The 20,320-nt window shown below is 66.9% G+C and carries 20 protein-coding genes; 4 read left to right on the top strand and 16 right to left on the bottom strand.

The annotated features are described in order from the left end of the window. Nucleotide 1 precedes the first annotated feature (1 nt). Together C1A15_RS05360 and C1A15_RS05355 are read right to left on the bottom strand one after the other, a co-directional pair. Nucleotides 2–652: a 4Fe-4S dicluster domain-containing protein gene (locus C1A15_RS05360; RefSeq protein ID WP_101721596.1), complete on the bottom strand. Its 651-nt coding sequence runs from the start codon at nt 650–652 to the stop codon at nt 2–4. A gap of 176 nt (nt 653–828) precedes the next feature. Further along, nucleotides 829–3,924: a molybdopterin dinucleotide binding domain-containing protein gene (locus tag C1A15_RS05355; protein WP_101721595.1), complete on the bottom strand. Its 3,096-nt coding sequence runs from the start codon at nt 3,922–3,924 to the stop codon at nt 829–831. A gap of 241 nt (nt 3,925–4,165) precedes the next feature. Between C1A15_RS05355 and C1A15_RS05350 the strand changes: the two genes are divergently transcribed. Next, nucleotides 4,166–5,764 carry a response regulator transcription factor gene (locus C1A15_RS05350; protein WP_245864932.1) on the top strand — a complete coding sequence of 533 codons (1,599 nt, stop codon included), beginning with the start codon at nt 4,166–4,168 and terminating at the stop codon, nt 5,762–5,764. Here the strand turns inward: C1A15_RS05350 and C1A15_RS05345 are convergent. Both C1A15_RS05345 and C1A15_RS05340 read right to left on the bottom strand, forming a co-directional pair. Continuing rightward, nucleotides 5,761–6,408: a response regulator transcription factor gene (locus C1A15_RS05345; RefSeq protein WP_101721594.1), complete on the bottom strand. Its 648-nt coding sequence runs from the start codon at nt 6,406–6,408 to the stop codon at nt 5,761–5,763. The two genes, C1A15_RS05350 and C1A15_RS05345, sit on opposite strands and share 4 nt — an antisense overlap. Next, nucleotides 6,405–7,511: a sensor histidine kinase gene (locus tag C1A15_RS05340; RefSeq protein WP_101721593.1), complete on the bottom strand. Its 1,107-nt coding sequence runs from the start codon at nt 7,509–7,511 to the stop codon at nt 6,405–6,407. The genes C1A15_RS05345 and C1A15_RS05340 overlap by 4 nt, the downstream gene beginning before the upstream one ends. Nucleotides 7,512–7,768: 257 nt before the next feature. Between C1A15_RS05340 and C1A15_RS05335 the strand changes: the two genes are divergently transcribed. Genes C1A15_RS05335 through C1A15_RS05325 form a run of 3 tightly spaced genes read left to right on the top strand, consistent with a single transcriptional unit; the run spans nt 7,769 to nt 11,166 of the window. Continuing rightward, on the top strand, nt 7,769–8,704 hold the full coding sequence (locus C1A15_RS05335) for an ABC transporter ATP-binding protein (protein ID WP_101721592.1): 936 nt from the start codon (nt 7,769–7,771) through the stop codon (nt 8,702–8,704). 19 nt (nt 8,705–8,723) lie between these two features. Then, nucleotides 8,724–9,941: an ABC transporter permease gene (locus C1A15_RS05330; protein ID WP_101721591.1), complete on the top strand. Its 1,218-nt coding sequence runs from the start codon at nt 8,724–8,726 to the stop codon at nt 9,939–9,941. Next, a complete protein-coding gene (locus C1A15_RS05325) occupies nt 9,928–11,166 on the top strand; it encodes an ABC transporter permease (protein ID WP_101721590.1) in 1,239 nt (412 codons plus the stop codon). Before C1A15_RS05330 ends, C1A15_RS05325 begins: the two co-directional genes overlap by 14 nt. Nucleotides 11,167–11,210: 44 nt before the next feature. Here the strand turns inward: C1A15_RS05325 and C1A15_RS05320 are convergent, their stop codons facing one another. The 12 genes from C1A15_RS05320 to C1A15_RS05265 form a co-directional block, all read right to left on the bottom strand. Then, on the bottom strand, nt 11,211–11,717 hold the full coding sequence (locus C1A15_RS05320; RefSeq protein ID WP_245864931.1) for a type II toxin-antitoxin system HicB family antitoxin: 507 nt from the start codon (nt 11,715–11,717) through the stop codon (nt 11,211–11,213). Continuing rightward, on the bottom strand, nt 11,701–11,883 hold the full coding sequence (locus tag C1A15_RS05315; RefSeq protein WP_101721589.1) for a type II toxin-antitoxin system HicA family toxin: 183 nt from the start codon (nt 11,881–11,883) through the stop codon (nt 11,701–11,703). Before C1A15_RS05315 ends, C1A15_RS05320 begins: the two co-directional genes overlap by 17 nt. 58 nt (nt 11,884–11,941) lie before the next feature. Beyond that, nucleotides 11,942–13,828 carry an InlB B-repeat-containing protein gene (locus C1A15_RS05310; protein WP_101721588.1) on the bottom strand — a complete coding sequence of 629 codons (1,887 nt, stop codon included), beginning with the start codon at nt 13,826–13,828 and terminating at the stop codon, nt 11,942–11,944. Next, a complete protein-coding gene (locus tag C1A15_RS17195) occupies nt 13,815–14,396 on the bottom strand; it encodes a hypothetical protein (RefSeq protein WP_245864930.1) in 582 nt (193 codons plus the stop codon). The genes C1A15_RS05310 and C1A15_RS17195 overlap by 14 nt, the downstream gene beginning before the upstream one ends. Nucleotides 14,397–14,406: 10 nt before the next feature. Next, nucleotides 14,407–15,348: a type II secretion system F family protein gene (locus tag C1A15_RS05300; protein ID WP_101721586.1), complete on the bottom strand. Its 942-nt coding sequence runs from the start codon at nt 15,346–15,348 to the stop codon at nt 14,407–14,409. Continuing rightward, nucleotides 15,345–16,265 carry a type II secretion system F family protein gene (locus C1A15_RS05295; protein ID WP_101721585.1) on the bottom strand — a complete coding sequence of 307 codons (921 nt, stop codon included), beginning with the start codon at nt 16,263–16,265 and terminating at the stop codon, nt 15,345–15,347. Before C1A15_RS05295 ends, C1A15_RS05300 begins: the two co-directional genes overlap by 4 nt. A 13-nt stretch (nt 16,266–16,278) precedes the next feature. After that, nucleotides 16,279–17,598 (bottom strand): TadA family conjugal transfer-associated ATPase, encoded by a 1,320-nt coding sequence (locus C1A15_RS05290; RefSeq protein ID WP_101721584.1) that lies wholly within the window; start codon nt 17,596–17,598, stop codon nt 16,279–16,281. Further along, nucleotides 17,582–18,361 (bottom strand): Flp pilus assembly protein CpaB, encoded by a 780-nt coding sequence (cpaB, locus tag C1A15_RS05285; RefSeq protein WP_245864929.1) that lies wholly within the window; start codon nt 18,359–18,361, stop codon nt 17,582–17,584. Before cpaB ends, C1A15_RS05290 begins: the two co-directional genes overlap by 17 nt. Before the next feature lie 183 nt (nt 18,362–18,544). Beyond that, entirely contained in the window at nt 18,545–19,150 is a 606-nt protein-coding gene (locus C1A15_RS05280) for a TadE/TadG family type IV pilus assembly protein (RefSeq protein ID WP_101721582.1), read from the bottom strand. Next, complete coding sequence (locus tag C1A15_RS05275; protein WP_245864928.1) at nt 19,147–19,626, bottom strand: TadE family protein; 480 nt, start codon at nt 19,624–19,626, stop codon at nt 19,147–19,149. Before C1A15_RS05275 ends, C1A15_RS05280 begins: the two co-directional genes overlap by 4 nt. Continuing rightward, a complete protein-coding gene (locus C1A15_RS05270) occupies nt 19,620–20,099 on the bottom strand; it encodes a TadE/TadG family type IV pilus assembly protein (protein WP_101721581.1) in 480 nt (159 codons plus the stop codon). The genes C1A15_RS05275 and C1A15_RS05270 overlap by 7 nt, the downstream gene beginning before the upstream one ends. A gap of 28 nt (nt 20,100–20,127) precedes the next feature. Then, nucleotides 20,128–20,304 carry a hypothetical protein gene (locus C1A15_RS05265; protein WP_245864927.1) on the bottom strand — a complete coding sequence of 59 codons (177 nt, stop codon included), beginning with the start codon at nt 20,302–20,304 and terminating at the stop codon, nt 20,128–20,130. Nucleotides 20,305–20,320 lie beyond the last annotated feature (16 nt).

Here is a 20,320-nt window from a genome sequence, read left to right as displayed (position 1 = left end):
GCTACTCACCCCTCTCCATGTCTTCGAGTTTCACCGCGACGCGGCCTCCGTGCAGCACCGACGACGACTTCGGCAACGCGTTCGTCTCGGCGAGGCCGACGTAGCACGTGTTGGTCTCGATGCCGAGCTCGGGCAGCATGCCCTCAACCTGCACCTTCGCCACTTTCCGAGCAACTTCGCTGTTCGGATCGTTCAGGTCGCCGAACAGGCGGGCATGGGTGGGGCAGTTGCCGGCGCATGCCGGTAGCAGCCCCTGCGACGTGCGATTCACGCAGAACGTGCATTTCTCCACCTCGCCCGCATCGTTTTGCCACCGCACGGCGAAGGGGCAGGCGGCCATGCAGTACTTGCAGCCGATGCAGCGGTTCTGGTCCACGAGGATCAGTCCGTCGTCGTTGCGGTACGTTGCCCCCGTGGGGCATACGGCCAGGCACGGCGCATTGTCGCAGTGGTTGCACAGGTGCGGCACGTTCGCGCGCACAACCTGCGGGTACTCGCCCGCATCCCACGTTTCGATCCATGTGTTGAACTGCTTGACGGCCAACCCGTTCTCGAACTTGCATGCGTTCACGCATGCGTGGCATCCGATGCACAGAGACACGTCGATCAACATGAAGGGCCGCTTGCCCGATTTCGTCTCAGCTCGTTGCATGATTCACCCTCTATTCTTCTCATCTCATAGGTCCACAAAGGTCAGCGAGGGATCCCATGGTGCCCGAGATCGTGGGGAGGGCGAGGGCGAAGCGTACAACGGGTACGCGAGCCCTCGGCCTCGCCGCGAGGTCGGGTGTCATGGGAAGCCGCAGCGTCGACCGGTTCCGACGGCCGTCAGGCCGTCGGAACCACCAATTTGAACATGCCGCCGTTGCGGCCCGGCGTGGACGCCTCGGGGTCCGAGAAGGCGAAGATGCCGCCTTCGCCCACCTGCGGATCGAGCATCTGGCAGAGCTGGACGCCGGCGTCGATGTCAGGATTGCCAGGGATCGTCTCGTCGCCTATCGTCAGATCAGTGGAGCCGTACGCGTCCTGCGTGTAGCCGAACGAAATGCCGATGGTCCCCCGCGCCGTGCCGCCGCGCACCATGGCGATGCCCTCCATCACATCCCCCGAGGGGTTGACGGCCTGCACGGTGTCGCCGTCCTGGATACCCAGCTCGCGCGCGTCTTCGATGTTGATTTCCAGATAGTTGTGCGGCGACAGCTCGCGCAAAAGCGCGCTGTCGGACAACATGGTGACGCAGCGGAAGTACGGCTTGTGGCTGGCCGCGGCGAAGGGATACTCCTCGCGGGAGTACACGTCCTCGATGGGCGTGCCGTCGCTGAACACTTCGGCATGCCAGCCGAGCGCCCCCTCGTAGTGCTTCCCGGTGTAGTGGTTCTTCACCGAGCCGCGCTCTTCGGAGTAGAAGTTCACCATGTACGCGCCCGCATACGTCTGCCGGCCCTCGTCGTCGAACGTGTCGGCCTCGGGCCACGTGCGGCACCCGCGGCTGAGCAGGCGCTGCACCTTCGGCCACTCCTCGGCCGTGACGGCCTTCTTCCACGCGTCCGGCAGGGTGTCGAGCGCCTGCATCTCGATTTCCTCCTGAGAGAGGTCGTCGATCACGCCGTCCTCGTACGCCACGTTCGCCAGCGCCTTGACGTAGTAGTCGCAGGCATCGTTGAACGGGAGCTTCTCGCCCGTCGCCGACAGCAGCCCCTCGTCGCCGTAGCCTGGCAGCCCCAGCTTGCGCCCGACGTCGCAGAGGAACGCATCGAAGCTGGCGTGGCGACCGTCGTCGAGCTTCATGGACCTCGGCTCCACCATCGGCCACTGCAGGAAGTTGCCCTTGTGGCCCCACCATGCGGCATGCTGGGAGATGCCGAAGTGCTCGCGGTACATGGTGTCCGGCACGATGTAGTCGGCCATGTGGGCGAACGTGCCTTCGACCACGTCCGAGCATATGGCCAGCGGGATGATGTCGGGATCCTTGAACGCCGCCATCACCTCGTCGCGCATGGCGCCCGGCGTTGCTTTAATGGGGTTGCACTGCCACGTGAGCAGGATCTTCGCCTTATGCGGGTAGCCGTTGGCCAGCGACAGCACCATCTGGTTGTCGGACGTGCCCACGCCTCCCGGATACCACGGCAGCAAGGGCTTGGGGTCCTGTTCGCCGGCGGCGACGCGGCGCTTGTACTCGCTCGTATCCTCCCACGCGAACCCGGTGCGGTCGACGCGCGCGTCGGGCTTGTCGGTGGGCATGCCCTCGGCCTTGCTCAACAGGTAGCGGTCGCCATTTCCGGGCCCCACCACGCCCACGAACGTGGCGATGAGGCTGCCCTTCATGCAAAGGGCGCCCGTGAGGCCCGCCAGCGTGGAGAAGCAGCTGGTCGCGTCCGTGCCGTTCGCCGACGTGACGCCGCCGGCGCCGTTGACGGACGACTTCGTGCCGTGAGCGACGAACTCGCTCGCCACCTCTTCGATGACCTCGACCGGCACGTCGCACGCCTGGGAATACTCTTCGATGGTGTGCTCGTTCGCGCTGTCCTTGAGGAACAGGTAGGCCGTGCGCACCTTCACGCCGTTGACCTCTCCTTCCCACTCCATGAGGCCCTTGTCGCTGTCGAGGCTGACGGCGGGCTGCTTCGTGGCGGCGTCGATGCACACGTACTGGTCCTCGAAAGCGTTTTCCTTCTCGGAGGGCTCGAGGCCCGCATCTTCGGGATGCATCATGCGGCGGTAGTTCGGATGGGCCTCGTCCACGATGACGAGGTGCGTGGCGTTCGTGCACGCGTTGAAACCCAGCTTGACGGCCTGGGGCAGGTTCGGTGCGCACATGAAGTCCTCGTTGTACTTCTTGTTGTCGATGATCCAGCGGATCATGCCCATGGTCAACGCCGAGTTCGTGGCCGGCTTGATGGGATACCACACGGCGTTGTCCTGCGCCGGGGTCACCACGCCGTTTCCGAGGTTCGGATCGAACACGACGATTGTCGCCTGCTTGTTCTCGATGGTGGACGCAACCCGTTTGAGGTCGCTCATCACGCTGCCGCCGTTGGCCCCGGGGAAGGTGCCCATCCAGATAGCGTACTCGTTGAACTCGGCGTCGATGCCGAGGTCGTCGCCGTCGCCCGACTGGTAGGGGTAGACGCCCTTCGCGCCGTAGCACGACGAATGGTGGGAGTACTTGTTGGAGCTGCCGTACATGCTGATGAAGCGCGTGGACGTCTGGCCGCGGCCGTCGGTGCGCCCGCCGCAGTAGATGAGGCCGTTCGCCTTCGAGCCGAACTCGGGGGCGTCGGGCACAAGCGGCGTGTCGAAGTCGCGCACGGCGCGGAACCCTTCGATCTCGCGGTCCTCGCCGATGTCCTTGAACAGCTTGCCCCCTTCGACCACCTCTTCGATGAGCTGATCCCAACCGATGGGCTGCCATTTGCCCTCGCCGCGCTTGCCCGCGCGCTTGAGCGGCATGGTGATGCGGTGCGCGTTCAAGTACACGTCGAGCGCGCCGAGCGAACGGCCGCAGCACGTGGCCGCCCCGGTCTGCTTCGAAGGCGACTGCGTCATCGTGCGGTACGCCTCCGTGAGCGGCTCGTCGAACGGCAACACCGGATAGGCGTTGCACGGGTTGTACGGGTTGCCGCCCTGTGCCAGTATCTCGCGCGATTCTCGATCGAGCTTCAGCCGCACGCCGCACATGGCGTAGCACCCCACGCAGTTGCTGTAACGCACGATGACCTCGTCGTTCACCTTGATCTGGTCGGTGTCCGGATCGTACGTCGCCTCCAATTTGCGACCGCGGCCCGAAACCGGGAATTCCGGATCAACCGGCGCCGCCTCGAGCGCCTCGGCATCGTCCGGCAGCCCGATCCCCACCAGCGCCGACGCGCCGACGAGCCCGGACAGCTGGGCGAATCGCCTTCTCGACATATCCATGGTTCCCATGTACGTTCCCCCTCTTCTCGTCCCATGCTTGCACCACGTAGATCAACATAGACAACGGCTGCCGAAGCCGCATCGGTATGATCGAATGGAACGGGCGCGCTGGGCCGAGAAAGCATCATTGGAACTCAATGATTTTCCGTTCGCCGAGTTCAACGCCTCGTGGGAACGGCCCTTCTCTCAACCCGTCCAGGCGATATAGGGTAAAATCGACGCATGGACAGCAAAGCCGGGGAGGGCAGGTATGGCTGAAACGCGGAATCCATCCGTGCTGGGACCGATCAGGCTCATCGTCGCCTCAAGCACGCGACGACGCGCTTTGGCCGCGTTCGTCATCCTGTACGCATGGGAATACCTCGCGTTCTTTTCGAGCGCGTTGACCAAAGGGTCGCCCGTGCTGAGCCCGAGTCTTCCCGAGCAATGCTGGTGCGCTGCCGGGCTGGCGCTTGCGGTGAGCGCTACGGGCCTGCTCGTCAGACGACGCTCGAGGCCCTTGCGCTTTTCTCGCAGGGTCTACCTGCTCGCCGCCGTTCTGATGGGTGCCTGCTGCCTCGGCATCTGGATGATGCACACGTACAACGTGCTGCCCGACGTGCTGCCCTTCGCCTGCTCGGCCCTCATCGGCCTGCTTCTCCCGTTGATGTACCTCTACCGGATCGACCACTTCCCCGAGCTCGAAACCTCGTTTCTCGGCACCTTCTTCGGCTTGGTGTCGGTGTTCTCGCTGCTGGTGTATCTCGTGTTCATCATGCTTCCCACCGGGTGCGCCGTGGCGTTCTGCACGGTGGCTCCGCTGGCGTTCGCGCTGATGAGCTCCGACCTGCCCGACCTCGAGCGCCGCCCTGCCGGCGCCGAGCGCAGCGCTCCCTCGAAGCTGATCGAGCACGATGCGCCTTTCTCGGTGAAGCCGATGCTGTTGAACTACGCAAGCGCCTTCATCTTCATCGTCTGGCTGAACTTCGCCTTCTTCCGCGTGATAGCCGCTCCGTGGGATTTCGAGTCGCGCTCGTGGTACTCGCCTTCGGTCTTCGTCACCACGTTGCTGGTGACGCTCACGCTGTTTCTGATCATTCGCAAAACCGCGACCCGCACGCATCAACGGGGGCAGGCCCGCTTCGCCATCGTCGTGTTCGCCGTGAGCTATCTCATCCTGTACGTGCGGTTCTACAGCCCGCTGCTCGCGACCATCGCGTTCTCGTTCTGCTTCGCCTGCATGATCGCCCTCGAAGCGCTGGCCTGGAGCTTTTGGTATCAAGCCGTCAAGCAGGACCGGCGCTTCGCTTCGGTGCCCCTGCTGATCTACCTCATGGCGAAGGGGGCGGGCATTTTCGCTGGCGTGATGTTAGGCGAGCAGTCGTGCCTGATCACCAATGGGGTTATACCGGTCACGGCCCCCCTGTTCTTCCTCGTGGTGCTGTTCGCATGCGGCATGGCCATCAAGTTGGAGGACTTCGACAAGCTGTTCATCGGGGGCGACGCGCGGCCGCTGCAAGGATACGAGACCGACTTCGGAAGGCTCGTCATCGCCGACGCGATCGAGTCCGCCGCCGAGGGTCCGACCGCCTCGGCGGCGGACTCGATCGCGTCGGCGATGACCGCCGAGAGCGCCGCGGATGCGCTTGCCGAACGCTTCGCGCTCTCCCCGCGCGAAACCGATGTCGCGCGCCTGCTGCTTGCCGGGCGCAACCGGCCGTACATCAAGGATGCGCTGTTCATCTCGGCGGGAACGGTGAACTCGCACATCTCGAGCATCTACCGCAAGACCGAGGTGAACTCGCAGCAGGACCTCATCTCGCTGGCCGAGGCCATCGGCGGCGAGGCGCATCCGCGGACGGACGCTTAGCGGTCGCGGTAGTAGCGGACGACGAGCTGGGTACGGTTCTTCAGGTCGAGTTTTTGGAGGATGGCGCTGATGTGGTTGCGCACGGTTCCCTCGCTCAGGTACAGCGTGGCCGCGATCTCCTTGTTGTCGAACCCCTCGGCAACCAGATCAACGATGGCGGCCTCCCGCTCGGTGAGATCGTCGTGCAAATCGCCGCCCGACGCGCCGGCGGTCTTCGTCGGCGGGGTGCCGCCGCGCATGAGCGCGTCCATGCGATCGAGAACCTCGCTGCCGAGCACGCTCTGGCCGGCCATGACCGTGCGCAACGCCGGCGCGATGGTGGCGACTTCCTGCTTGATGAGGTAGCCTTTCGCCCCCAGGCGCAGGGCGCGCACGATGTACTCGTCGTCGGAGAACGTCGTGAGGAACACGATGCGCGCATCCGGGTGCTCGCCGAGGATGCGCTCGGCGGCGTCGAGCCCGCCCGTCCCGGGCATTTGGATGTCCATGAGCAGCACGTCGGGGCGCTCCCGCTCGAACAGCTCCACCGCCTCGCTCCCGTCGCCGCCGAGCGCGCACACTTCCACGTCGTCCTGCGCCTCGAGGATGGTTTGCAGCGACATCCGCACGAACGGGTCGTCGTCGACGATAAGCGTCCTGATCATACCCTCTCCTTCGATGATTCCTTCGGTATGGTGGCGAACACGCGGAAGCCCTTGCGATAGCCGGTGCGCAGCCGGCCGCCCAACGAGCTCACGCGCTCCTCCATCGTCTGCAGGCCGATGCCGGCGTGCGCAGGCGCGTCGCCCGACGCCGCAGGGCGCACCTCGCCGCCACGAGAGCCGTCGTCCTGCACCACGAGCTGATAGAGCGCCGGGTACTCGATCACCGACACGTCGACGCGCGTGGCGTCGCTGTGCTTCGCCACGTTCGACAACGCCTCGCGCACGACGGCCACCAGGCCGTACGCCACGGGCAGCGGCACGTCGCGCACATCGTACACGAGGCGCACGCCGTCGAGGCCGCAGGCTCCGATGACGCCGTCGAGTCGCGCACGCAGGTCGAACGCGTCGTCGTGCAGGTCGTGCACGCTTTTGCGCACGGTGTCCATGGCCTCGTGCAGGGTCGCGCCCACCGAAGCCAGCTCGCCGCGCACGCGCTCGTCGTCGGCATGCACCACCTGCAGCGCCTCCACCTGCAGCACCGAGCGCGTGAGCAGATGGCCTACGTTGTCGTGGATCTCGCGGGCGATACGGCTGCGCTCGGACAAGGTGGCCAGGCGCACCTCGTAGTCCTGTGCGGCTATGAGCTCGCGGTTCTTGTTCGCCAGCGACAGCGATGCCTCCTGCGACTCGTCGCGCAGCACCCGGTAGCGCTCACGCTCCTCGCCCATGCGCGCGGTGCGCCACGCCATGAGGCAGGCCGCGACGCTCATCACGGCCACGGCGGCCACGAGCAGGAAGTCCTGGGTTCGCAGCGCGAAGGCGAGCGGCACGGTCCAGCTGAACCTAACGGGCCAGAACCGCTCGGCGGACAGCACGTACGCGACCGCAGGCAGGAGCACGACGAATTCCGGCACGAGCAAGGTCGTCAGCAGAAACGCGCCCGCCGCCGCGTAGCGTAGGCGCGCGTGCGGATACACGTCGAAGCAGCACACCACCACGATGGCGCACAGCAGCGCCGCAACGTGCGCGCCGGCGAACATCGTAAACGGCAGCAGCAGCAAGCACAGCGCGACGAGGATGATTTCGTCGATAACCCGATCCATGCGACACAGTATAGCCGAGCCGGGGGACGGGAGTGAGACAGGGGGACGGGGTAATTGTCTCATCTTGAGGGCAAGATGAGACAATTACCCCGTCCCCCTGTCTCACTCCCGTCCCCCTGTCCCCCTGAGAGGTTCGTGACAAATGTCATGGCCGGGGGCGAAACCGATGACGACGCACACTTCCGCCGAAAGCCCCGCGCGAGCATGATGGAGGCAGGAAAGAAACCGCGGAACGAAACCGCACACGAGGAGGAACCATGGACATCGTAGCCGTCGACAATTTGGTCAAGCGCTACAACGAGGTGCTCGCGCTCGATCACTTCAGCCTGCACATCGAGCCGGGCGAGATATTCGGCCTTTTGGGCCCGAACGGGTCGGGCAAGACCACCGCCATCAACTGCATCCTGCAGCTGCTGACCTACGACAAGGGCACCATCGAGCTGTTCGGCCAGGCCATGCGCCCGTCGAGCTACGATCTGAAACGCCGGATCGGCATCGTGCCCCAGAACGTGGCCGTGTTCGAGGAGCTGAACGTGCGCGAGAACATCGACTACTTCTGCGCGCTGTACGTGAACGATCGGGCAAAACGCCGCGACCTCGTGGACGAGGCCATCGCGTTCGTCGGGCTGGAGGACTACGTGAAGTTCCGCCCCCGCAAGCTGTCGGGAGGCCTGCTGCGACGCCTGAACATCGCGTGCGGCATCGCGCACAAGCCTGAACTCATCTTCTTCGACGAGCCCACCGTGGCCGTCGACCCGCAAAGCCGCAACGCCATCCTCGAGGGCATCCAGAAGATGAACAGCCAGGGCTCCACCGTGGTGTACACGAGCCACTACATGGAGGAGGTGGAGGAGATCTGCACGCGCATCATGATCATGGACCACGGGCAGGCGCTGGCCACCGGCACGAACGCCGAGCTCAAAGCGATGATCGGCACGGGCGAGAAGATCCAGATCGACGCGCCCGAGCTCAACGAAATCGCCTTGGCGCACCTCGACGAGCTGCCGCACGTCACGCGTGCGCTGTATCGCGAAGGCACGCTGGAGCTGGCCTGCCAAAACGGCACGCACAACCTGAGCGATGTGCTGGCGGTGCTGCAGAAAGACGGCGTGCAGTTCGGACGCATCTACGCCGAGCCGCCCACGTTGAACGACGTGTTCCTGGAGATCACCGGCACCGAGCTGCGCGATTAGCGGCGGAAGGACGGTCATCATGTTCAATGTTTTCAAAGGTGCCCTGCTCACGCTGACGCGCGAAAAGAGCGTGTTCATCTGGTCGCTGGCGTTTCCCCTGATCCTGTCCACCATGTTCGTGTTCATGTTCGCGAACCTGGACGATGCGGGGCAGTTCGAGCCCATCCCCACCGTGGTGGTCGACGAGAATCTCGACGCCGCTCCCGGGTTCTCCGAGATGATAGACACGCTGTCCGAGCCGGGCGACGACCAGATGCTCGACGTGGTGCGCGTGAACACCGAGCAGGAGGCGCGCGACCTCATGAGCGGCAACGAGGCTGCGGGCGCCGGGTACTTCAACGTCGCGTCGGACGGCGCCGCCGGGTACTTCACCGTGGACGCCGACGGCGAGCCCACCGTGCATGTGAAAGCCGGCGTCACGCCCGACTCGCTCGACAGCGCCTACCAGTCCATCCTGAAGACCATCGGGGACGCGTACGTGCGCAACGCGGCGCTCATCGAAGACGTCGCCGCCACGAACCCCGCCGCGCTGGCCGATACGGCGGCGCTGGAGAAGCTGCTCGATACCGGCGACCTCACCGAGAAGATCGATGTCACGCAGAACCCGCCCAAGGAATCGGTGCGCTACTTCTTCGCGCTGTTGGGCATGGCGGCGCTGTTCGGCGGGCAGATCGGCATGATCGCCATCTGCCGCACGCAGCCGAACCTGAGCCCGCTGGGCGCGCGGCGCGCCGTGGCCGCGCTGAGCCGCGCGAAGACGCTCACGGCCACGCTGGCCGCGAGCTGGGTGCTCACGTTCGTATGCATCATCATTGCGTTCGCGTACATCCGCTTCGTCGCCGGCGTCGACTTCGGCGGGCGCGATGCGATGTGCGTCGCGGTGATCGCGGCGGCGGCCCTCGTGGCGACGGCGTTCGGCACGCTGCTGGGTTCGCTGCCGAAGGTGGACGAGGGCGTGAAAGGCGGCCTTTTGTCGGGCATCGTGTGCTTCGCATCGCTGTTCGCCGGATTGTACGGCTCCCCCACGATGAAGCTGGCCGACACCATCACCGCCACTGCGCCGGCGGTGCAGCTGGTCAACCCCGCAGTGCAGATCTCCCAGGCGTTCTACAGCATCATGTACTACGACACCTACCAGCGCACGATCGAGCACATCTTGATCCTGCTGGCCATGGCTGCGGTGCTGTTCGCCGCATCGGCTTTGTTCATTAGGAGGCAGCGCTATGCAAGTCTTTAAGATCGCGATCAAAACGGTGCTGCGGCACCCCATGTACCTCCTCGTGTACGCTGGCTTCCTCAGCTTGATGGGCGTGTTCATCGCGAGCGGCCTGACCTTCGGAGGCTCGAGCGACAACGAATTCTCGCCGTACGAGACGAAGTTCGCCGTGATCGATCGCGACGCGAGCGCGTTCTCGGAGGGGCTGACCGCCTACCTGCGCGAACAGGGCACGGAAGTGCCGGTGGAGGACAGCCCGATGGCCTTGCAGGATGCCGTCGCCAAAGGCCAAAGCTCCTACACGCTGATCATCCCCGAAGGGTTCGGCGAGGCGTTCGCGAAGGCGGCGCGGGAGGGCGACGAGCTCCCCACGCTGGAAACCGTGTACAGCTACTACTCCACCGAGGGCAACCTGATGGACCAGATGGTGAACGAGTATCTGGGCATCGCGCGGGCGTACGCCGGGCTGGAGGGAGCCGCGTCGCTGAACGACATCGTGCAGCACACCGACGAGATCATGGCGGAGGCCGCCGAGGCCGACAGCGTGCAGGTTGGAGGCACCTCGTCGGAAGCGCAGCGGTTCGTGTTCTTCCTGCAATGGGGCACCTACACCCTGTTCGCGTCCATCATCGTGTGCGTGGGCGTGCTCATGACCACGCTCAACCGCACCGACCTGCGTCGCCGCAACCTCGTGTCGCCGTTGCCGACGCTCTCGTACGGCTTGCAGGTGGGGGCCGGCAGCCTGCTGGTCATGGTGGCGGTGTGGCTGTGGACGATCTGCCTGGGCCTGACCGTGTTCCACGAGGCGGTGTCGATGATCAGCGGCACGGGCCTTGCGCTCATGCTCGCGGCGTCGTTCGCGTTCGCCACGATCCCGCTTTCGGTGGGCTACCTGCTCGGCCAGCTGGGCGTTGGCGAATTCGCAAGCAACGCGCTGGGCAACATCCTCGGCATGGTCATCTCGTTTCTGGGCGGCGCTTGGATCGCCTTCGACTTGCTCGACCCTGCCGTGCAGACGGTGGCCCACTTCCTGCCCGCGTACTGGTACACGAGCGCGCTGCAAAGCGCAGCCGACCTGACCGTCGCCTCATCTGACGCGGTGCTGCCCATTTTGGCGAACATCGGCGTGATGCTGCTGTTCACGCTGGCCATCTTCGCGGTGGCGCTGGTGGCAGGACGCCTGCGCGTGCAGAGCAACGAAGCCGGCGGCAACGCGGGAGCCGCGAGCGCGGCCACCCGCGCGTAACCGCCGGCTCGCCTGCGAACGCGAGCGCTCGTAGGCGAGACGCGCTAGGGAGCGCATCCGACAGGATTGTCGGATGCGCTTTTGCGCGGGCGTCCCTGTTTCGGGGGATTGCTCAAACGCTCCTTCACGCTCCACAGGTACACGTAGTTGTCGCGGCCCTGCTTTTTGGAGGCGAGCTGGCCCGAGCCGACCATCTGGCGCACGCGGGCATCGCTCACGCCGAGCATGGAGGCCGCCATCCTGGTGGTAAGCATTCCCCGCTCGGTATCGACGTCGACCGAAACGGCCACCAGCAAGCCCTCGTGGTCCTGCGGGTACGTCGGCTTCGGCAACGGCTTGTCGAGCTGCAGGTAGTCGTCGATGAGGAGCCAGAGGACCTCCTCTGCCATCGTGACGGCATCTTCCATGTCATCGCCGTCGGTGTAGCCGCCTTCGAAGTCGATGAAACAAACGCTATAGCCTCCCAATTCGTTCTCGGTGAACACAGCCGGATACACGTAATGCATGTCAACCTCGCTCTCGTCGATTGCCCGATCAACGCCACCCGGCATCTTTGCGAATTCTTTCCCACGTACCCTTCGCCAACTCTTTGCGATGGAGCGGGACAGTGACCCTTTTTCCGTCCTTCGACAACTTCCGATGAGATCCTTTACAGCCGTTGCCCTGCCAGCCTTCCCTGAGTAATCGACGGTATATCTCGAACGGTTTCGGAGGCATGCGATCGGCTCCTTCCCAAAACTATAACTTAAACGTTAGTATTACTCAAGCGTAAGGTTTATGACAGGGCGATGCCGTCGTAGACGGGGACCGACCATTGCAGGTACGCGACGGTATTGCGGGTGATGCGCGCCGAGCGGGCGAGGCCGCCCTCGCCTGCAGGCGTCGCATAGGCTCCCGGCTCGCAGGTCGCTTCGCGCATGCGGTCGTGCTGCTTGAACCACGCGCTGCCGCCTCGATCGAACGAGAGGCGCTCGCCGTAGAACAGCTCGCGCGCTTGGGGAAGCTCGACACCGTGCGCAAGCGGCCGAAGCCCGCCCTCGTCGGCGAACAGCTCGCGATCGGCGAAGAGGGCGACGGTTCGGTCGGTGGGCGCGTAGGAGACCCTTACGCGGTTGCGCCCGTACAGCGCGAGCCCCGCTTCAGGCACGGCCGAGCCCTCGACGAAGGGCTGCGTGCAGGCGGCGTCGAGGTACCAGCCGTCGAAGCCCGCGCAGTCGGGGCGCGTCGCCTGCGCGGCAGCCCGGGCGTTCGCCCGATAAGCGGTCCCTGCTTCGACGGATTCCGAGAACACGGGCGAACCGGCGCCGTCGGCGTAGTAGGCGATGCGCGCGTACGGCTGCCACTGCGCGTAGTAGGTCGTGCTCGACCCGATGGACACGCGATCGCCCGCCTTGCCGATGGGCGAGCCGCCCGAAGGGGCGTCGTACCATCCCTTGAACGCGCAATCCGCCTTCGTTCCCGGATCGGGCAGCTCGACGACTCCCTCGCTCCATTGCGCGTAGAGGTTCGTGGTTCCCGTCGTCGTGCGCAGGTTCCTGACGGAGACCCGGTTCCCGTACGACGCCCCGCCTCCGTCGGCGCGCGTGTTCCACGACTTCCATTTCCATGTGCAGTCCAGCCGCGTGACGCCCGCCGACCCTCCCTGGGCGTCGCACGTGAGCGCGTAGCTGCGCCGGAACCCGTTCGAGGTGAGCGTCTTCGCCGCATCGTACACGTGCGACGACGACGCGGTGCTTCCGGAGGTCGCGCCGTTTCCGTTGTAGGACACGGTGTAGGAGATCGGCTTCCACACGGCGTACAGCGGGATGACGTTCGAGCCCGAGGGCGACGGCTGGCCGGCGGACGGGTCGCGGAAGAACGCCGTGGGATGCGTACCCTCCCAATCGTGCGGGATGTTGCTGCACTGTTGGAGGTTCCAATCCTCGTATCCCACCTTCTGGCCGGGAGCGATGTCCACAGCCCCGTTCTTGACGGTCGACCACCCTTCGAACGTGTAGCCGACCCTCGTGGGTTTCTGCGATGAGATGTTCGCCGTGGTGCCGATGTACTTGTAGTGCGCTGCGGGCGCGCCGGTTCCGCCGTTCGCATCGTAGGCGATTTTCACACGCGGCCAGAAGTCGACGTACCCGTAGTTGTTGAGCCCGTAATCGGCGTTCGTGAGGTACACGTGGCAGGCCATGAGCGCGTCGAACCCTCCATGCTTGGACACGACGGAGCCGCCCCATCCGTATCCGTACGTGGCGATGCACCCGAACCCGTTGCCGTTGCCGCTGCCGTCCAGCTTGCCGCTGCCCATCACCGCGCCCGCCCGGGTCCATCGGCCGTTGCCGCCCGAGTACCAGGCGAGGTCGTCCTGTCCGTTCGCGACGCTCCAGACGGCGAACTGGTAGGCTTCGATTCGCGAATGGATGCCGCCGGGAGCGTTCCAGCTGGGCATGTCGAAGCGCGGACCGATGGGGTCGGAGCCGATGAGCTCGAGGTAGTTCGCCGACGGGTCGACCCTGATCCAGGCGCGATTGTAGATCGACGTGGTGTTCGTCGTCCGATAGGAGTACGCGAAGGCCTCGCCCGTCTCCAGGGCGGCGAGGCCGAAGCTCGCGCACAACAGCACGGCCGCCGCCAGCAGCGTGCGCGCGATGCGTTGCTTTTCACGCTTCGGCATGAGCCCCCTCCTCGCTTTGCCGCACCAAGGCGCGCTCGAACGCCGCATCCGCATCGTCTTCGAGCACGAAGCTGGCTTCGGCGACGGCGCGCAGCTCGCCCTCGGCCATATCGCGCGCGTCGATCGCCCGGTAGACCACCTCGAGAGCGTCGGATTTCGGCGCGCCTTCCCCATAGCTCCGCGCGGCCGGATCGCTTGCGGCGAGCACGGCGCCGTCGCGCAGCATGAGCATCGGCAGCTGGGGAACGATCTCGTACGACCCCGCGCCGAGATAGGCGGTGCGCACGTCTGCCCCCTCGAAGACGAGCTGCTCGTCGCACGGCGAGCCGTCGAGCTGGGTGCCCGAGACGAACACTCCCAGCTCGGTGTTCTCAGGCGACCAGCCGTCGCATCGCAGGGCGACCTCCAACTCGATCGTGCCTGCGTCGCCGCCTGCGGCATCGTCTGTGTATTCGCACGCCCTCCAGCCGAAAAACGCGACGGAGGCCACCACGACCGCAGCGACCGCCGCCACGCCGTACGCGACGCGCCTCTCGGGCCTCGCTCCCTTGTTCAACCCTCGCTTCACGTAAGCCCCCTCATCCCATCGAATTGTTCAAGAAGTCCAGCAGATCGACCACCGTCGGCACCACCACGAGCGCAACCGTGGGCGGCAGGAAGCACAGCGATAGCACGATATCGAGCTTCGTCGGCATCTTGCGGATGCGCTCCATCGCCTCCGCCTGCGCCGTCTCGCGCGCCAGCGCCGCCTGGGCGGCGAGCCCTTCGGTGAGAGACGACCCCTGGCTCACCGCCTGGGTCAGTTGCGCGACGAACGCGCTGACGTCCTGGCTGCAACACCGTTGCCCCAGGTGCTCGAGCGCCTCCTCGCGCGAACGTCCCAACAGGTTCACCTCCTGGTCGACGAGCGAGAACTCTCGGGCAAGGGGGCCGTCCATGCTCTCGGCCACTTCGCGAAAGCATTGCTCGATCGGGGAGCCCGCAGCGATGGCGATGCCGAGCAGCTCCATCGCGTCGGGCAGCTTGAGCTCGATCGCCCTCCTCCGCCCGCGCTCCCTGCGCGACAGCCACCATGACGGGGCCATCCAACCGACCGCCGCGCCGCAGCCCGCAGCTCCCGCCACCGCGAACGGGGCGAACCCTGCGCCTGCTGCGAGAACGCCCGCGAACCCCGCGCACCCCAGCGCGGCCACGGCGCGGATGCTCCGCCATGTCTCGGGCTCGAGCTCCACGCCGGCTCTGGAAAGGCGCTCGCGGCTCGACTCGATGTCGGCGCGGGTGAGCGGCACGTACCGGTCGAGCAGCGTCGCGAGCGCGTCGAACGCCGCTCGGAAGCGTCGGCGGGGAGACGAGGCGCCCGCCCGGCCGTCTTCCGCGGAAGCGCGCGCCGTCGGCGTCGCAACGACGGCGGGCCGGGCAAGGGCCGCGTAGCGCACGAGCCCCTCGTAGGCCGCAAGTCCGACCGCCGCGCCGAGCACGAGCATCGCGCAGATCGCCGCGCCCGCACCTCCCCCGATCATGACTCGCTCCGATCGACCGCCGTGATGCGCTGGCAAGCCAGCAGCCCGAACGCCTCAGAGCACGCTGCGACGCCCAGCACCGCCCAGCCGAGCGGCTGGGTGCGGTAGAACTGAGAGAAGTCCGCGTTGGTCGCGAACATGATGAAGAAGATCGCGGGCATGGCGAGCGCGACGAACCACTTCGCCAGGCGCGTGCCGGCGAGCTCGGTCTTCAATTCGCGCGACGTGCGCAACCGTGCCGCAGCATGCGCGGCTACGAGGTCGAGCACGGGCGCGATGGCTCCGCCGAACCGCTGCTGTATCCTGACGGCCGCTGCGAGCGCGCGCACGTCGGGGCTGCCGGTTCGGCGCGCCATCGCCTCGAACGCCGCTGCGAGCGACGTGCCGTACGCCGTATCGGCCAGCACGCGCGCGAGCTCCTCGCGCAGCGGGTCTTCCACATGGGACGCGGCCGTGCGCAGCGCGCGTTCGAGCGTGAGCGAGCTGCGCACGCTGGCCGCGATCTGGGGAAGCGCACGGGCGAGCTGCCGGTCGAGCAGCTCTTTGCGGCGCTTGCGCAGAAGGCGCAGCCGCGCCGCCGATCCTGCCAGCACCGCGAAGCCGGCCGCCGCCCCGGCAATCGCATCGCCCGCAAGCGCGGTGACCAGCGAAAACGAGACGAAAGCAAGCGCGGCGACGCCCACCGCCCAGCTCGTCGCCGACGCGTCAACTCCCGCTTCGTGAAGCGCGCGGGCGAGAAACGGCAGCTGCGGGCCCTTCCGCTCCTTCGCAGCGGCCTCCCCCGCTTCGTAGAGGCCGCGATCGCTCAACGCCCTGCCGCGCCACGCCGCGCGCTCCTGCCGCACGAGCACATACGCCCACGCGGCAGCCGCAACGCACCCCGCAACGAGGCCTCCCGGCAACACGAGTCCTATCATGGTTCAGCCCTCCTCACTGCTCGAAAAACCAGGCGGGGTCGTACCACACCCCCGACGCGCGCATGCGCTCCTTGATGCGCTGAGGCTGCACGCCGCATGCGCGCCACGATCCGGCGACGGAGCCGTATGCATCGACGCCCTCGACGTCGAAGACGAACAGCTCTGCGCGCGGGATGACGAGGCTCCCCTCGGGAAGCGGGTCGACCGCCACGACGCTCGTCACCCGGCGCGCCCCGTCCTGCATGCGCTCGACGTGCACGACGAGGCCGCCTTGCAGGGACTCGGCGATCTGCTGGACGATGACGTCGCGGCTGAGATCGCCGTCGGCATAGCCCACCATCGTGCGCAAGCGGCTGATGGCATTGCCCGGGTCGTTCGCGTGCACCGTGGTCATCGAGCCCGGGTGGTCGGTCTGCATGGCCTGCAGCATGTCGTACGCTTCGGCGCCGCGGCACTCGCCCACGATGATGCGGTCGGGGCGACGGCGCAACGACAGCGCCACGAGCTCGCGCATGCCCACCGACCCCTCGCCTTCCGTGTTCGCCTCGCGTGTCTGCATCCGCTCCACGTGCGGCGTTTGCAGGCGCAGCTCGGGCGTGTCCTCGATGGTGATCACCCGTTCTTCGGGAGGGATGAACCCTGAGAGCGCGCCGAGCAACGTGGTCTTGCCCGATCCCGTTCCGCCCGATATCACGAGCGGGCAGCGCGCCTGCACCGCCGCTCGGAGAAACTGCGACATCGCATCGGTCAGCATGCCCATGCGCACGAGGTCCTCCATGCCCAGCATGCTCGACGAGAACGTGCGCACGTTGAGGGCGGGGCCGTCGGGAGCGATGGGCGGCACCACGTAGGTGGCGCGCGCCCGGCCCCCCGGCAGCATCGCGCAGCCCATTGCGTGCGCTTCGTCGCACCGCTTGCCCGACTGCTCGGCGATCTTGTTGATGATGCGGCGCAGGTGCTCCGCGTCGTCGAACTCCACGTCCGGTCGGTACTCGATGCGCCCCGCACGCTCCACGTACACGATGGGCGCGCGGAAAGGCAGCGCGGGATCGTCCAGGTCGACGCCGCCGCCGTTGACCATGATCTCCGTGACGGACTCGTCTTCGAGCAGCCTTTGGAGCGGCCCGTAGTGGAGGAAGTCGTCGATCATCGCGCGGGAAAGCTCCTCGAACTCGTACGGGGGAAGCGGCACGCCCGATTCGCGCGCGACCTCTTCCACGAGCCGGCGGATGAGCTCCTCGACCGCAGCGGGGCCGACGGCGTCGCCGCGCAACCGCACCGCAGCCTCGTCGCGCACGGCTCGCTTGATCGCGCGCTCAGTCGCCCTGTCCATCGTCGCCCACCTCCCCGAGCGCATCGTCTGCGGCTATGAGGACGAGGCTCACCCGTCCCGCGAACTGGGCTTCGCGCACCGCATCGGCCTCGCCGGGCGAAACCTCCACGGTGACGGAAGCGGATCCGCTCTGCACGCCGGTCGCATCGTCTCCGACCGCGAGAACCCGGGCCCTCTCGCATACCGTCTCGAGGAACGCCTCGCCTGCAGACGCGCCTTCCGCCGACACGATGCGCACGGCATCGTAGGGCCGCACGTGGCCCGCGAGCCCCGTCTCCACGTCCACTGCGAGCGTGACCGCCTGCATGCCCGCGCCCAGCTCGGAGGAAAGGCGATCGCCGCCAGCCCCCGTCACGAGCGACGAGGACAGCTGCGCCCCTGCGGGAATGTCGACGAGGGCGCGTCCGCCCGAGAGGCCCCCTTCGGCGCCGAGCGCTTCCGCTCCCAATGCCGAGGACGCCCGATAGGACGCGGGCACGTCTTGCACCTCGATGTCCTCGGCCGTGAGCGCATCGCCGGCGCGGATGTCCGCGGCCGCCACGAGCGTGGGAAGCGCTCCTGCGGTTGCGTGCTGCACGGCCGAGCGCGAAGCGGCGGCTGACCACACGCCGTACGACACCGACACCGCCGCCAATGCGACCGAGACGGCGACGATCGTCGCCAACCGTTTGACGCGCGGCGCGTCCTCCTTCCGCGGCCGAGCCTTCGCGGCGGGCTTCACGCGATCGCCCGCGACGGCCGGCATCGACGCCGTCGCCTGCACGCCCCCTCGAGGCGCCCCGAAGCCCGGTCGTCCTACCCCTCCGCCCGCCGCCGGCCCGTCCCCGTCCGTTCCGCATCGCGATGCCCGCGCCGCAAAGCCTCCGCCCCACGCCGCTGCATCGCCGCCGTTGCCGCCCATCACCATAGCCCGTTCCTCTCTCGTTATCGCCGGCACCGCGCCGGACTATTCCCGTTCTCCGCGCGACGCGGACCGCGCCGCTTCTGCAAGCTCCGCAGGAAAGGCATCGAGCGAGCTCAGCGCCTCGTACGACCAGGAAGTCGCATCCGCTCCCGCCGGATAGTCGTACCGGCCGCAACGCCTTTGCGCCGGGCGCCACACCCGCTCGCCGGCGTACGGCATCGCCGTCATCACCCGGTACGACGCGACCGGCAGCGTATCGATGCCGAAGCCGCGCGCGAACACCGTCGGCGAATCCTCCTCGAGCTGCATGCCGATGGCCCAGTGGCGCTCCGTCGAGGAAGCGCTCGCCTCCGGCGCTTCGTAGAACCATACGGACGCCTTCCCCCGAAACCCCGCGTCGCGCACGGTGCGGGCCACGCGGTCGGCCACCATGCGCCCCGGGTCGTCATCGTTTTTCGCCACGAGCGCGAACGATGCATCCATGCAGGCGGCGCGCGCGGCATCGAGCGCGTTTTCCTGACGCGCCTTCGCCGCGTAGGCGATGCCCTGGTCGACGGAGAACGCCACCACTGCGAACAGCACGAGCGCCGCCACCACCGCGAGCGGCACCATGGAACCGCGCTCGTCGCGGCGACCCCTCGCATTCATAACCCCTCCTGCCTGATCTCGATCACCCGGTCGTCCGTGAACGTGCACTGCACGTGCCGCTCGAGCACGCGCCCCGTCAGCCCGGGCAGATCCGCGATGGCCGGCAGCCGGTAGCGCACGTCGTACGACACCGCGACCATCGTCGCCCGCTCCTCGATCACGCCGCCGTCGCGCACGGGCCGCTCCCCATTCGTCTGCTCGCTCGTCCAGCAGACGCGCTCGACGTGCAGACGCTCGGGATCGAGCTGGGTCGATGCGCCGAGGATCCCTTCCTTGACGAACCGTTCCTTGTCCGCCGCCAGCTCGAAACCCGCGGCGTCGAGCTGGCGGCACGCGCGCGTGATCTCGGAAGACACCTGGCTCGCCGCAAGCGTCATGCCCGCCAGCTGCATGATCGAGAACAGAACCGCCAACAACAGCGGCATCGCGATCACGAACTGGACCACCTCGCTTCCCCGCTCGCCCTCCCTCACCACGCCCCTCCTTCCACCGTCTCGTCCGCAACGCCTCGAACCTGGGCGTGAAACGCGAACCGCCCCGCGCCTTCGCCCTCGCTCCCGCCCGACAACGCCGCCCCGAGCGGCGTGAGGTACTGGCCCGCCAGCTCGAGCGATACCTCGACGGGCCTCGACCGAGCGTGCGACGCACGCTCGTCGTACGCACCCGACGCATCGTTGTAGAACCGGTGCGCGTAGGCGCGATCCTCCACTTCCCCATAGCGGACCGACACGCTCAGCCGCAAGCCTTCGCGATCGAGCGCCGGCGCCGCGGCGTAAGCCGCCTCGCGCAGCTGCGACTCAGCGACGTCGCCCGCAGGACGCCCCGAAGCTTCGCGGCACGCCGCGTGCGCAGCATCGTCGAGCGCCATGGACAAAAACACCGAGCGTCCCAGATCGACCACGGCGAAGAGGAACAGGAGCAGCAGCGGCAACGCAACGACGAACGTCACGACGCTGCTGCCCCGCTCCGAGCGCCCTTTACGCCGCACCGGACGTGATTTTCGAGAACATGTCGGTCACCGAGGTTCCCGCTTTCGTGATGGCCGTCTGGATGTTGCCCTGCAGCAACAGCAGCGCGGCTCCCAGCCCTACCGCGAATCCCAGCACGATGACCGTCTGCACGATCTCGGAACCGCCGTCCTCTTCGCCCACCACGAGCCATGCCCGAGCC

Origin of the sequence: Eggerthella timonensis (assembly GCF_900184265.1) — a bacterium.
In the GTDB taxonomy this organism is placed as follows: Bacteria; Actinomycetota; Coriobacteriia; order Coriobacteriales; family Eggerthellaceae; genus Eggerthella; species Eggerthella timonensis.
The sequence above is the reverse complement of the archived record's forward strand: the minus strand, read 5'-3'. Positions and strand labels throughout refer to the sequence as shown.

Coding starts and splice junctions, on each gene's coding strand:
- C1A15_RS05340 (WP_101721593.1), bottom strand. CDS start 7,511: ATGGATCGGGTTATCGACGAAATCATCCTCGTCGCGCTGTGCTTGCTG.
- C1A15_RS05325 (WP_101721590.1), top strand. CDS start 9,928: ATGCAAGTCTTTAAGATCGCGATCAAAACGGTGCTGCGGCACCCCATG.
- C1A15_RS05315 (WP_101721589.1), bottom strand. CDS start 11,883: ATGCCTCCGAAACCGTTCGAGATATACCGTCGATTACTCAGGGAAGGC.
- C1A15_RS05360 (WP_101721596.1), bottom strand. CDS start 652: ATGCAACGAGCTGAGACGAAATCGGGCAAGCGGCCCTTCATGTTGATC.
- C1A15_RS05355 (WP_101721595.1), bottom strand. CDS start 3,924: ATGGGAACCATGGATATGTCGAGAAGGCGATTCGCCCAGCTGTCCGGG.
- C1A15_RS05335 (WP_101721592.1), top strand. CDS start 7,769: ATGGACATCGTAGCCGTCGACAATTTGGTCAAGCGCTACAACGAGGTG.
- C1A15_RS05295 (WP_101721585.1), bottom strand. CDS start 16,265: ATGATAGGACTCGTGTTGCCGGGAGGCCTCGTTGCGGGGTGCGTTGCG.
- C1A15_RS05350 (WP_245864932.1), top strand. CDS start 4,166: ATGGCTGAAACGCGGAATCCATCCGTGCTGGGACCGATCAGGCTCATC.
- C1A15_RS05280 (WP_101721582.1), bottom strand. CDS start 19,150: ATGAATGCGAGGGGTCGCCGCGACGAGCGCGGTTCCATGGTGCCGCTC.
- C1A15_RS05310 (WP_101721588.1), bottom strand. CDS start 13,828: ATGCCGAAGCGTGAAAAGCAACGCATCGCGCGCACGCTGCTGGCGGCG.
- C1A15_RS05330 (WP_101721591.1), top strand. CDS start 8,724: ATGTTCAATGTTTTCAAAGGTGCCCTGCTCACGCTGACGCGCGAAAAG.
- C1A15_RS05320 (WP_245864931.1), bottom strand. CDS start 11,717: ATGCCGGGTGGCGTTGATCGGGCAATCGACGAGAGCGAGGTTGACATG.
- C1A15_RS05345 (WP_101721594.1), bottom strand. CDS start 6,408: ATGATCAGGACGCTTATCGTCGACGACGACCCGTTCGTGCGGATGTCG.
- C1A15_RS05300 (WP_101721586.1), bottom strand. CDS start 15,348: ATGATCGGGGGAGGTGCGGGCGCGGCGATCTGCGCGATGCTCGTGCTC.
- C1A15_RS05290 (WP_101721584.1), bottom strand. CDS start 17,598: ATGGACAGGGCGACTGAGCGCGCGATCAAGCGAGCCGTGCGCGACGAG.